General features: G+C 42.1%; 9 protein-coding genes. 2 read left to right on the top strand and 7 right to left on the bottom strand.

The window, feature by feature from the left end:
- The first annotated feature begins 53 nt into the window (after positions 1–53).
- Together dnaG and AC59IL_RS00510 are read left to right on the top strand one after the other, a co-directional pair.
- Entirely contained in the window at positions 54–2,054 is a 2,001-nt protein-coding gene (gene dnaG / locus AC59IL_RS00505) for a DNA primase (protein ID WP_496550099.1), read from the top strand.
- Positions 2,055–2,363: 309 nt separating this feature from the next.
- Positions 2,364–3,065, top strand: a complete 702-nt coding sequence (locus AC59IL_RS00510; RefSeq protein ID WP_496550100.1) for an HAD family hydrolase — start codon at positions 2,364–2,366, stop codon at positions 3,063–3,065.
- Positions 3,066–3,665: 600 nt separating this feature from the next.
- Here AC59IL_RS00510 and AC59IL_RS00515 read toward each other — a convergent pair.
- From AC59IL_RS00515 to AC59IL_RS00545, 7 genes are all read right to left on the bottom strand, one after another.
- Entirely contained in the window at positions 3,666–4,097 is a 432-nt protein-coding gene (locus AC59IL_RS00515; protein ID WP_496550101.1) for a hypothetical protein, read from the bottom strand.
- Between the two features lie 291 nt (positions 4,098–4,388).
- Positions 4,389–6,842, bottom strand: coding sequence for an RICIN domain-containing protein (locus AC59IL_RS00520; RefSeq protein WP_496550102.1), 2,454 nt, complete (start codon positions 6,840–6,842; stop codon positions 4,389–4,391).
- Between the two features lie 392 nt (positions 6,843–7,234).
- Positions 7,235–7,798 carry a hypothetical protein gene (locus AC59IL_RS00525; RefSeq protein WP_496550103.1) on the bottom strand — a complete coding sequence of 188 codons (564 nt, stop codon included), beginning with the start codon at positions 7,796–7,798 and terminating at the stop codon, positions 7,235–7,237.
- A gap of 139 nt (positions 7,799–7,937) precedes the next feature.
- Positions 7,938–8,756: a M48 family metallopeptidase gene (locus tag AC59IL_RS00530; RefSeq protein ID WP_496550104.1), complete on the bottom strand. Its 819-nt coding sequence runs from the start codon at positions 8,754–8,756 to the stop codon at positions 7,938–7,940.
- 283 nt (positions 8,757–9,039) lie between these two features.
- Positions 9,040–9,693 carry a glycerol-3-phosphate 1-O-acyltransferase PlsY gene (plsY, locus tag AC59IL_RS00535; RefSeq protein ID WP_496550105.1) on the bottom strand — a complete coding sequence of 218 codons (654 nt, stop codon included), beginning with the start codon at positions 9,691–9,693 and terminating at the stop codon, positions 9,040–9,042.
- Between the two features lie 78 nt (positions 9,694–9,771).
- Positions 9,772–10,590 carry a 50S ribosomal protein L11 methyltransferase gene (gene prmA / locus AC59IL_RS00540; protein ID WP_496550106.1) on the bottom strand — a complete coding sequence of 273 codons (819 nt, stop codon included), beginning with the start codon at positions 10,588–10,590 and terminating at the stop codon, positions 9,772–9,774.
- Between the two features lie 123 nt (positions 10,591–10,713).
- Complete coding sequence (locus AC59IL_RS00545; protein WP_496550107.1) at positions 10,714–12,861, bottom strand: polyribonucleotide nucleotidyltransferase; 2,148 nt, start codon at positions 12,859–12,861, stop codon at positions 10,714–10,716.
- Between the last annotated feature and the right edge of the window lie 144 nt (positions 12,862–13,005).

The raw sequence follows: 13,005 nt of genomic DNA on the forward strand, positions 1-13,005 counted from the left end.
TTCTATATTTGAATGCTTAACTTCTGATTCGTAAATTTGTTGGTTTACAACAAATGATCACTCAGCAAACCATACAGCAGATACTCAGCCGCATCGATATTATCGAAATCGTCGGCGGCTTTGTAAAGTTGAAGAAACGGGGAGCCAGTTACCTCGGCCTATGTCCTTTTCATAACGAAAAAACACCGTCTTTTACAGTTTCATCTGCAAAGGAAATTTATAAATGTTTTGGTTGCGGCCGTAGCGGCAATACGATCAGCTTCATTATGGAGCATGAGAAGTATTCGTATGTTGAAGCATTGCGATGGCTTGCCGCAAAATATAATGTTGAGGTAGAAGAAACCGCCGTTAGCCCCGAAATGAAGCAACTACAGCAGGCGGCCGACAGCTTATTCATCATCAACAGTTTTGCACAGCAATATTTTACCAAAAACCTGTTTGAGCACGACGAAGGGCTCGACATCGGGTTAAGCTATCTTAAAGAGCGTGGTTTCAGGGAAGACATCATTAACCGCTTTCAGCTGGGCTATTGTTTACAAAGCCGCGACGCCTTTGTACAAACGGCCCTGGCAGCTCAGTATAACCTCGAATTTTTGCAAAAAAGCGGGCTCGTAATAGTTCGCGACGAAAAGCCATTCGACAACTACCGGGGGCGTATTATTTTTCCGGTGCATAATCAAACGGGCAAGATCATAGGTTTTGGCGCCCGTATCATTGGAAAAAGCGATAAAGCGCCCAAATACATTAACACGCCCGAGAATGAAGTATACATAAAAAGTAAAATATTATACGGTACTTATTTTGCCCGGCAGGCCATTGACAAATACGATGAATGTTTGCTGGTAGAAGGCTATACCGATGTAATTTCATTACACCAGGCCGGTATCGAAAACGTAGTGGCATCGGGCGGCACCTCGCTTACCATGGATCAGTTGCGGCTTATTAAAAAATACACCAATAACCTCACCATCATTTACGATGGCGATGCAGCCGGTATAAAAGCAGCATTGCGCGGTCTTGACATGGCGCTTGAAGAAGGCCTTAATGTAAAACTGGTACTGATACCCGATAAGGAAGACCCCGATAGTTATGTTCATAAAGTGGGCGCTGCCAGCTTCAGGGAATTTATTGATAAGAACAAGAAAGATTTCATCCTGTTCCAGCTCGAAGTGCAAATGAAAGATGCCGGTACAGATACCACCAAAAAGGCAGCTGTGGTAAACCAGGTGGCCGAAACCCTTTCGAAGATCAATAAGCTTGAAGATTTCACCAAACAGCAGGATTATATTAAAAAATGCGCCGAGTTGTTGCGCATCGAAGAAGGTGGTTTGGTTGCCCTCGTTAATAAATTCATACGCGAAAAAGTAGCTAAAGAAGAACATAAACTGCCAGCCGAAGATGCTAAGTATTATGAAAATAATGCGCAACAGGGCGCCGCAGCCGATTACAGCGATGAAAGCTTTAACCTCATTTTTAAAGATGAACTGCATGAAAAAGCACTTATAAAAATATTGCTTGAACATGGGTTAAAAGACTGGGATGGCAAACAAAAAATAGCTGAGTATATTTTTAATGAGTCGATCGTTGAAGAAATGATCGAAAACTTAACCGTGAGCAAATTGCTGCAGCAATACCGGGCTATGTTGCAGGAAAACAAAGAACCCACTGATAAAGACTTCATTTTTTCGCAGGAGAACGATATCAGCACCCTTGTAGTTTCAATTTTAAATACGCCGTACGAATTAAGCGAACGCTGGCTGGCCGAGAAACAGGTGTTCTCGGTACTGGAGCAGGGCTTCAGAAAATATATGGGTATTGAATACAAGCATAAACCGCTTGTAAAAGAAGAAAAAGGTTTTAAAGATGATGTGATATCTACCCTGCAACAACTGAAATTGAGGAAAATCAAACGCCTCATGGAAGAAAATCAAATAGAATTACAAGCGAACAACACTTATGAAAAATTAAAAGAACTATTACCTCCACATATGCATATTAAAGAAATGGAAATGGAAATAACAAAACTGACAGGTACTGTGATTAGGAAGAATTAGCGCCATTGAAACTTTTTAACTTAACAACTTGTCAACACTCAAATGCTGAACTCTGCCAATGATCTCCCTCGTAGAAAATTCTTCGTTTTTTATACAGTACAGATGAAACGCTCACTAAGATGAATTTGTGCCTTTATGTTCTTACATTCGCGAAACAATAAATTGCCTATATTGTTAGCGATAATGTCATGACAAATCAGTTTATTTGATTGCTATTCAACGGTTGTAGAAAATCTTTCTCAAAAAAGTTTTGCCAATACGCCCGGCTGTAAAAGCGATATCACCTGTAAATTATAATTAAATCAAACTATGAGCGTAAAGCCCGTTTCTCAAAATACCCATACAACCGTTGCCCTTCCGTTTAAAGGAATAATACTGGATATGGATGGAACGTTGATCGAAAGTACCGAAGCTGACTATCTTGCATGGAAATGGCTTTTTGCAGACCATAATATACCATTTACTTTTCAGGAATACCAGCCGATGCTGGGTATAAAAAGCGTTGATGTAATCAATGCACGGCTGAAACTCAACAATGAAGAACTCGCCAAAGCGCTGCAACAAAAAATGGCCTATTTTAAAGAAGTGGTCACTAATAATGGTATCAAAATCGTGCCTTTTGCAGATGAACTTTTCAAAAATTTGAAAAAATATCCTGTAAAAATTGCACTGGCTACCAGTTCGCGAAGAGAGAAAATGAAACTTTTAATGGAGAAAGTTCAGTTCCTGCCATTCTTTGATGTGATTGTTACCGGTGAAGAGGTTCATCACGGAAAACCGGCTCCCGATATTTTTTTACAGGCAGCTGAGCGAATGCAATTATCTCCCGAAGACTGTATAGTGGTTGAAGACACCATAAATGGCGTAAAAGCTGCCAAAAATGCCAATATGAAATGTGTGGCCATTGCAACTACGCACACGGCCGATTTGCTGCATCAGGCCGACCTTGTGATCGATACATTCGAAAAAGCCGACCTGCTTGAGTGGAGCAAACTAATGGCAAACAATTAAGGCTTCACCACAACCTGCCCCGATCTTTTCGAAACACACACAAAATCACAAAGGATTCTGGGTTTTTCCTGTGTGTTGACATCATTCATGCGCCATTCCGATAGCCCGGACAAGTTGTGGTGAAATTAATAAACCCCGATAGCAGTTCCGGCAAATCATTAAACCGATTGCTACCAGGGTTTTGCTTTTCTTATGTGACCGGAATATGTTCAATCATCTGGCAACAATCGCTTTAATTTTTTACAATCTTCCGGATATTTACTTTTGACCCGGCGGTTATTTCCAACGCATACATTCTTTTATTTAACTGGCAAACAGGAATATTTATTGTGGTTATTTAATAATCGTATTTGAATCATTTTCAAACTTTCACTGAACGCAATATGCAATTTGTCGAATACAGGTGCGGAATGTACTTCATGTAATTGCAAGACTCTATAATGTGCAACAACTAAGTTTCGTTTGTGCTACATAAAAACAAAAAACCCCGAAAAGTGCGAAGTTGTTTATTCTTCAACTTTTCGGGGTTACGCAAATAAATTTAATTGGCTATCGTGATGAGATAGCTTACATACATTAGTAAAAAATGCACGGAAAAAATTAATCAACCATAGCGGCAACTCTTTTTCTACCGCTGCTTTTAACTGTGGTGGCCTTGTTGAATCGCATAGCGGTCCATACATGATCAAGGGCCACTTCATCGGCCACAGCAAAACCCGCATTGCGAACGCCATCCCAACTGCATTCCCGGTTCAGGTCGGTAGCAATTTTTGAAGTGCTTTTCGGATAAGCAATCCAAAACTTACTTTCTTCCTGCAGGGCGGGAAGAACTTCCCGTAAAATGCAGTTCAACTGATTTTCGTTTACTGCAAACACCAGCGCGAAATCGATCTTACGCGATTTCAACAGCGGCGTTACATTTTTGGCAAACGATAATTTGACAAATTGCTTCTCAATGGAGGAAGGTAAACCCTGAATCAGTATGTTTTTTTCTTCCTGTAAATGAAGCTTTTCTAACAAATTTTGCGACATGCCTTAGGAGGTTTTAGTAATAGCTTTATCAGGTTATAAAAAATAGACGGGATTGCAAAGGTAGTAAAAGATGCTTACCTGATAAAAATTTTTTTGATATTACTCCATCTGACTAAGATTTATGCAAAAAAGTATCAAAAAATTGAATTAAATCAATTGGGCAATGGTGAATGGTCAATGGTCAATCGCTACAAACACAACAACTCCCCGATTGATAATCATATTATTATAAATATCATATATACAATTATAGCAAAATCCTATTCACCATTCACCACTGACCATTCACGATTACGGTTTTAATACCTTCTTCACCACCCTCACCCCGGTTGAATCGGGATGAAAAATCACGAGAAATACGCCTGATTTTAGCATACTGGTATTCATCGTAAACCGGTTGCTTCCCTGTTGTAATAATATCCGTTGTTTGATAAGGATGCGCCCATAGGAATCTGACAACATCATGGTAGCGTGTTGCGACGGATTATTTAAATAGTAATTGATCTTTAATTCATCGCTGGTTACCGGATTGGGGGCTACAACCAGACTATCTTCACCAATGATCGCGTCAAATACCCATTGCTGACTTTTGCCGCCATTCCAGTCCCATTGATATACCGCCGCACCTGCATTATTATCAGCAGCATCAAGCACTTTACCACTGCTTTTTGATATTATTTTATATGTGCTGTCGCTAACTTTTTCAAAAGACCATTTGTAGCAATCATTGTTCTGCCCGGCACTCTGCACTATATTGCCGCCTTTATCCTTATTGCATTTGTCAACATTCAATATTAGTTTGCTGGCATGTTGCACCAAACGAAAATAACCGTCGGATGTGGCTTCTACCTCCCATCGCTGACAGTCGAGCCCCTTCCAGTCCCACTGTTGCATGGCCGCACCTGCCGAATTATTGCATGCCGAAGGTTGCAGCACTTTACCACTTTGTAAAATACGCATACGGTAAATGCCATTGGGAATAGCGTTCGGACTTACCGCTGTCAATAACCATTTTTGATAATTTTTATTATTCCAGGCGCCCTGCTGTACACCCGCATCATTGGCAGCTGAGCCCGACACAATTTCCAATAATTTTCCACTCGATCTGTTTACCAGCCGCATTTCGCCTTTACTACCTTCGGCGTATAACCGCCACAGTTGACAATTGTTGTTTTTTGAATCATACAATTGCACCTGCACATTATCTTTTGAACAGGCGGGCACATCAAGCGCCCGACCGCTTATCTGATTGGTGATTTTATACCAACCATCTCCGGCATTTTCAAAACGCCAGCGCTGGCAATCCTTACCGCTCCAGGTTAGCTGTGTTATTTTGGTTCCCTGATTGCCCGAACAATCACGTGCATTCAGCACTTTACTGCTGGCCGCATTGTTTACGCGGTAAACCCCATCTGGTATCGTTACAAATTGCGGCTCGGGATCGGGATCGGGCGTGCTTTTATCGATCAGCAGATCGGCATATTTGCCCCAGTTCCAGTATTTACCCGGGTCGGTATGGGTATTACCGCTGTAATGCTGGTGACCTTTTATACGCACAGTGATTGGTAAAAAATTGGTGCCTGCTGTTGCAGGTCCTTTGAAACAGGTGGTTTCATCGATCGAGCGGCGGCTGCATATATTACGTACCAGGGCAGCCGAAGCTTTATACATTTTATCGGTATACCATTTGGTGCCCTGGTCAACAAAACCTTCATGTTCAATACCAATGGTGTAGGAATTGGCGCTTCGGGCATGATAAGCCATATCGGTCTCTTTTACCATTTGCGTAATTTGTCCGTCAGACGACCTCACCACATAATGCGCCGATACAATGGCGCTGGGATTTTTGAACCACGAAATGGTACCTGCATAACTTCCCTGCGTTGTGTGTATTGCTACATTGGTGATCTTAGTGCCATTACGCCCTTTTTGATAATTATTCGCATTGGCCTGCACATAAATGGCCGAAGGATAATCAGCTGCAGCGGCATCATATACATCGTTAACGCTGCCAACGCCGGTTAATCGTGCGTTGTTTAATAAACTGTTGCCCGAAGCATCGGCCTGACCGCTGTTGCGGAGCAAAACAGAATCCTTATCATAATTGATCTCGATATCGGGCGCTTTTAATTTGCGCAATAAAGGAGCCGGAAAAATCTGGTCCATCTGAATATCCACCGGCGCAAGTTTAAGCGATGGCGTAGAGAAGCCTTTTTGCAGATGGTCGTAAATATCATACTTGTATAACGACAACGCGTATTTGTTAATAGATGTGCTGTCATCGGGAATTTCAGACAGTTTATCAAATACTTCGGCAAATGCTTCGGCGCGAACGCTCGCATCCATTCGTTTGATGCTGGCTTCGCGGCTGAGGAATTTGGCAACTGTAAGCACCTGCAGACGCACATCTTTTTTAAATTCGTCGGGCGTAATATTACTGGAATTGCAAACGATCAACAGGTTGTTTTTAAAATAGCCGCGTCCGTTTTCGACCAAAGCAAACAGCCCGTACCGTGCAGGCATAGCTGCACAATTATTTACATCGTTATCTGCTGGTTGCAGGTTTGTCATACGCGATGCCGAATAAGCTGCTGCTTCCAGCACACCTTTGGGAATATTAGGATAACGCCAATATGCTTCTTCAAAATAGGTATCAAGTCCCAGGATAGTTTGCTGTTGAGCCCTTATAACCAAATGAAACAATATTCCCACCGCAGTTAGTATAATCAATCGACCCTTTCTCATAGTTGTTAATGGGTTTAAATGAATAGAATAGCAAGGCAACCGGTACCTGTATACGATGTATACAAGCCGTTATATCAAAAGATTTTTTGTTCAGCTATACAGTGTTAGTGCTTTCCCGATCTGATAAACAAAGGTGGATTTGGATTTGACTGCCTATGGGAGAAGTTGCTTACAAAATTCATGTGGTAGAAAACAAGCTATGTGCCACATTTATTATTTGCTATACAAACAGGGTGAATGGGTATATAAAACAAGGCTGATTGATATCAGCACAATCGATAATTAGCAGTTATTACGGAAAAGAATAGTATAAGTACTGGTGATAAGTTGAGAGAATTAGTAGAACATATAAAGATGTTCCGGTTCTATTTTAATGTTTGTGCGGTCTTTTATTAAACGCCAAGCCATGGGAGTCGCAATTCAGTTTTTATGACTTTGTCTTGTTCAAAATAAACAGTCATAGTCCAATCATCATTTACCATATACTGTATTGAACTACCATCTTTTACACCCGCACCTAACATATCTGTTACCTGCTGTTTTGTTAAACCGATTAGTTTTTTCTCCTTCACTAATGATACAGACATATCGAGTGGTTTCCAATTTGATTGTTCCCAAACTGATCGGTCAAACTTCGTATGAGAATGCAGGTTATTGATATAATAAACCGTAACGGTTACAACAACTATTATAGGCAAAATACTAATTCCATATGCAGTAAATTTTTTGCCACTTTTTAAAAATCTCCGAACTATATAACCAGCCAGTATTGCAAGGAAAAGTGTGAATATTAAAAAAGCTGCTCTTTGGTTCTCTACCTGTTGCAGAGTCTCGCCTCCTCCAAGGTCAAAAGTCAATAATAATACCAAAAGATAAACAACAACAAGACACAGTCCGCAAACTATAAGACCACCGAAAAAAGACGAAAACGGATGAGATTTATTTTGATAGTCCATTTAATCAACTATAAAAGTTATAAACAGCAATACAATATATTTTATATAAAATACTTTTTTGAATGTATTTTGTTATATCGTTCATAAAAAAAGCGTCCCGCCGTTTCGGCGGGACACTCTTAAATTATTTTTAACAAACCTATTTTACCGGTTTGTAGTATTTCAATGCCTCAGGCATTAATTCTTTCAACTTTTCAATACGGGTATCTTCGGCCGGGTGCGTACTTAAAATTTCGGGTGGATGTGATCCGCCGCCGGCAGCCTTCATGCGTTCCCATAAAGGAATTGCTTCCTGCGGATTGTATCCGGCCATAGCGGCGAATATCAAACCAAAATGGTCGGCTTCAAGCTCCTGCTTGCGCGAAAAGGGCAATAAGGCGCCAACATTTGAACCGATACCATAAGCGCTGAGCAGCACGTTTTGAGCTGCCGCGCTTTTATTGGCAATCGCTACTGATAATGCCTGACCGCCTATCTGTTGTATTGCAGACTGGCTCATACGCTCATTACCATGGTGCGCCAGCGCGTGCGTAATTTCGTGACCTAATACTACTGCAAGGGCGGCTTCATTTTGAGAAATGGGCAATAAACCGGTATACACCACAATTTTTCCGCCCGGCATACACCATGCGTTCACTTCTTTTGAATCAACCAGGTTGTATTCCCATTTATACCCTTCCAGCTCTTTTGATAAGCCCTGGGCGGTATAATATTGATTTATGGCGCTGGTAAGCCTTTGCCCTACCCTGCGCACCATTTCAGCGTCTTTGTTCGAGCTGGTGCTTACAACTTTATTCTGACTTAAAAACTGCGTGTATTGCTGAGCCGCCATTGATTGTATATCGGCTTCATTATAAAGGGCTAATTGATTTCGCCCTGTAATGGCATTTTGTGCGCACGAAGCAATGCCCAAGGCTACTATCGCAGCAACGATAAGTTTATTCATGACTGGTTTCATTTCCGTATGTTTTACTCAATTATTTAAACAATCCTTATACCAACCCCAAAGTCAAAAATATGTTCACCAAACCATGCATAATGGGTTATAACTTATTAGGCACAAACTTATTAAATGAAAACGGCACCGTCAAAACAATAGAAAAATTAACAATATATTTCCCTAAAAATCAACGATTACGAAAAATTGCAGCCCCAATGAACGCCCTTACCAGTTCATATAAATGACAGGCAGGGGAGCTTGCTCCCGGCTTGCGCCTTAGCCTTGTTTCCTAACCTTGATTTTATTTGCTACGTCTTTTTTCGCGGCGACGGTCGCGATACTTTAAAATGGGCACTTTGCTTTCGCTGCCCCGTAACAGGCGGGTAATGTTTTTTTGATGGGTAAGTACTACCAGTAAAGCCACTGCAATAGCAAACGCGCGATACAAAGGTTCTTTTTCATTAAAGATAATGAGAATGAAAACCGCAAAAGCAATACTGGCTAATATAGAACTGAGAGATACAAAACGGGTGAGATATAATACCAGCAGAAACACACCAACGCAGCAAACCGCTACTAAAGGCTGAATGGCGAGGATCATTCCAAACAGTGTGGCTACTCCTTTGCCACCCCTGAAATCGGCCCAGATGGGAAATATGTGGCCGAGCACTGCCGCCAGTCCCAAACCCACCATAAAGTTGGTGCGGTCCCATTCACTGGTTGTATAATAAGGTAGTAAAATGTATAAACTTGTAGCGGCTACACCTTTTAATACATCTATGATCATAACAAAGGTGCCCCAGCGCGATCCAAGTACACGAAAAGTATTGGTGGCGCCGGCATTACCGCTGCCGTATTCACGGATATCGATTCCAAAAAATGCTTTACTAACCCAAACTGCTGTTGGAATAGAGCCGATCAAATATGCTATTACAATGAGTAACGCTTCTTTCATTGAATAGAATTGGTTGAAGTTGGATAACGAAAATATGGAAAAAAAGTTAATTAAATGATAACAATCAATTAATTGTGCCTAAATTTTTTTTAGCATCAAACAAAGCCAGTTTTCCCTTTCAATTCGTTTAAAAACTTTTAAATTATTGTTTAAAGCCGATTTTTCTATATCAGGCTGATCGCCTGTTAATAAGCCACTCATAAGAACAACGCCTTCATCAGCCAAATGTTGTTCTATTGCGTTCATATTTGCAAGTAATACGTGCTTGTTGATATTGGCTAAAATCACATCAAAAACTTCGTTCATTTGCAGGCTGTCTGCCTGCTGCAGGCTTATTTTTGAACAGTGATTAAGCGAAATGTTCTCTGCAGCATTTTCAATGCTCCATTCATCGTTATCGATAGCCGTAATGCTGCCTGTACCCAGCTTTTCGGCCAGTATGGCCAATATACCAGTGCCTGTTCCAAAATCAAGCACCTTTTTGCCTGCAAATGGTAAGGACTCCATGCTTTGTATCATTAAATAAGTAGTGGCATGATGTCCGGTGCCAAAGCTCATTTTGGGTGTGATGATTATTTCGTGCTGCACACCGGCTACCGGTGCGTGAAAATGGGCTCTGATGGCGCAGAATGAATCAATAATTACCGGTTGAAAGTTTTGCTCCCATTCCTGGTTCCAGTTACGGGGAAGGATCACTTCTTTTGTGGAAGAAATGTCTGTACCGGCTATTAAACTCAAAGTATCATCTTCATTATATTGATCTTCAGTTATATAGGCAGAAACAAAATTCAACCCTTCTTCAAATCCTTCAAACCCCAGTTCAGCCAGCTGAGCAATCAGAATTTCCTGCTGTTCTTTGGTAACGGGTTGAAAACGAATGTGTATATAATTCCTCATATGAAATAAAAAAGGTCTGTAGTTGGTACAGACCTTTTGAGTTATTTATTGTGAAATCTCAAAAAGTGAAACGCGAAACAAAAATCAGATTCAATTTCACGTTTGCCGTTTGTCGACTCACGATTACGACGCCGGACTTTCAGGCTTTTTACCTTCGGGTTTTGGCATCAGTATTTTACGGCTGAGCTTGAATTTGCCGGTTTTGTGATCGATGCCGATCAGCTTCACTTTCAGCTTATCGCCTTCTTTCAACACACCTTCCATCGTTTCAAGACGCTTCCACGAAATTTCACTGATGTGCAGCAAGCCTTGTTTACCAGGTAAGAATTCAACAAAAGCACCGAATTCTTTAATGCCCTTAACAGTGGCTTCGTAAACAGAGCCCACTTCAGGAACTGCAACAATTCCCTTGATCCAGCCAACAGCTTTTTCGAGGCCTTCTTTAGCCGGACTAAACACGCTTACTTCGCCATAATTTCCAACTTCTTCAATATTGATGGTTGTACCTGTTTCGCGCTGAATTTCCTGAATGATCTTACCCTGGGGCCCGATCACTGCTCCGATAAATTCCTTGTCGATAAACAGTTTTTCCATTCTTGGCGCATGTGGTTTCACCTCAGCCCTTGCTTCAGGCATAGCTTCATACATAGCATCCAGAATGTGCAGGCGACCTTTGCGGGCCTGTTCCAAAGCCTCGCGCATGGTATCCATGCTTAAACCATCTATTTTGATATCCATTTGCACACCGCAAATACCTTCGCGTGTACCGGTAACTTTAAAGTCCATATCGCCGAGGTGATCTTCATCGCCCAGGATGTCGGTAAGAATGGCATTCTTACCATCTGTTGAACGGGTGATCAATCCCATGGCAACACCGCTCACGTGTTTCGGAAAAGGAACACCAGCATCCATTAATGCCAGCGAACCGGCACATACTGTAGCCATTGAAGAAGATCCGTTCGACTCAAGAATATCACTTACGATACGAACTGTATAAGGATATTCACTGCCTGGCATCATTTGTTTCAGCGAACGCATGGCCAGGTTACCATGACCTACCTCGCGGCGGCCGGGTGCGCGCATCATCTTTACTTCACCGGTCGAAAACGGCGGGAAGTTATAGTGTAAAATGAACTTTGAATATTCCGATGTGGCAGCGCTTTCAACCAACAGTTCATCCAAAGGCGTACCCAGGGTAACGGTTGTCATCGATTGCGTTTCACCACGTGTGAAAAGGGCTGAACCGTGAGGAGAAGGTAAAATATCAACTTCCATGTTCAGCGGACGAACCTGATCGAGCGCACGGCCATCGAGGCGAATGCGGTCGTCGAGGATCATGTTACGAACCACTTCCCATTGCAGGTCGTCGAAATATTTCTTTGCCTGTTTCTTTACATCATCTTCAGCTTCTTCACCGAGGCTGGTGATCAGCTCTTCTTTCAGTTTATCGATAGCATCGCTGCGGTCGTGTTTAGCAGAAGCAGCACGTGATATCTGGTAAATTTTATCTTTCGCAAAGGCTGTTACTTTTTCACGCAGCTCTTCATTCTGTACGGGTTTGGTATAATCTCTTTTACCCTTAACCCCTACTTTGGCGCGCAGTTCTTCCTGGGCTTTGATCTGAATGCGGATGGCTTCATGCGCCATTCCGAGTGCTTTTACCAGGTCTTCTTCACTGCATTCTTCCGATTCGCCTTCCACCATCATCAGGTTTTTGTCGGTGGCGCCAATGATAAAGTCCATATCGGCTTTGGCCAGTTGTGAGCGGCTGGGATTTACGATCATCTCGCCTTCTACACGGCCTATGCGTACTTCAGAAATGATTTCTTTAATGGGAATATCCGAAACAGCGAGTGCTGCAGAGGCAGCCAAACAGGCCAGTGCATCGGGCACTACTTCGGCATCGCTCGAAACGAGGGTCACCAGCACCTGCACATCGCAAAAATAATCTTCGGGGAAAAGTGGTCGCAAAACGCGGTCGATCAACCGGCTGATGAGCACTTCATAATCATTTAATTTTCCTTCGCGTTTAAAAAACGAACCGGGAATACGGCCTGCAGCCGCAAACTTTTCCATATAATCAACTACCAGCGGAAAGAATTCCTGTCCTTCCCTGGGTTCTTTATTGGCAACAACAGTGGCTAATAATATACAATTGCCTTGTCGTACGGTAACGGCTCCGTCGGCCTGACGGGCCAGGCGGCCGGTTTCGATAGAAACCATGCGTCCGCCCCCAATATCAAACGTTACACTAATTGGTTGAGAGAGCATATCAATTTGAAGTTTATGGCCGCCAACACATCCTGCATAAGGTGGGAAAAAGAGCCGGGCGTTCAGCAACCAGGTTAAAAAACAACTTGTTTATGAAAAAAAAGTAGATCAAAAACAACTATTCCCAACCGGCATACAGTTGGG

It is taken from the genome of Niastella sp. sgz303648, assembly GCF_059587045.1.

Excerpts from the sequence above, each read along its gene's own strand:
- AC59IL_RS00530 (WP_496550104.1), bottom strand. The coding sequence starts at position 8,756 with ATGAAACCAGTCATGAATAAACTTATCGTTGCTGCGATAGTAGCCTTG.
- AC59IL_RS00510 (WP_496550100.1), top strand. The coding sequence starts at position 2,364 with ATGAGCGTAAAGCCCGTTTCTCAAAATACCCATACAACCGTTGCCCTT.
- AC59IL_RS00520 (WP_496550102.1), bottom strand. The coding sequence starts at position 6,842 with ATGAGAAAGGGTCGATTGATTATACTAACTGCGGTGGGAATATTGTTT.
- plsY (WP_496550105.1), bottom strand. The coding sequence starts at position 9,693 with ATGAAAGAAGCGTTACTCATTGTAATAGCATATTTGATCGGCTCTATT.
- AC59IL_RS00515 (WP_496550101.1), bottom strand. The coding sequence starts at position 4,097 with ATGTCGCAAAATTTGTTAGAAAAGCTTCATTTACAGGAAGAAAAAAAC.
- AC59IL_RS00545 (WP_496550107.1), bottom strand. The coding sequence starts at position 12,861 with ATGCTCTCTCAACCAATTAGTGTAACGTTTGATATTGGGGGCGGACGC.
- prmA (WP_496550106.1), bottom strand. The coding sequence starts at position 10,590 with ATGAGGAATTATATACACATTCGTTTTCAACCCGTTACCAAAGAACAG.
- AC59IL_RS00525 (WP_496550103.1), bottom strand. The coding sequence starts at position 7,798 with ATGGACTATCAAAATAAATCTCATCCGTTTTCGTCTTTTTTCGGTGGT.
- dnaG (WP_496550099.1), top strand. The coding sequence starts at position 54 with ATGATCACTCAGCAAACCATACAGCAGATACTCAGCCGCATCGATATT.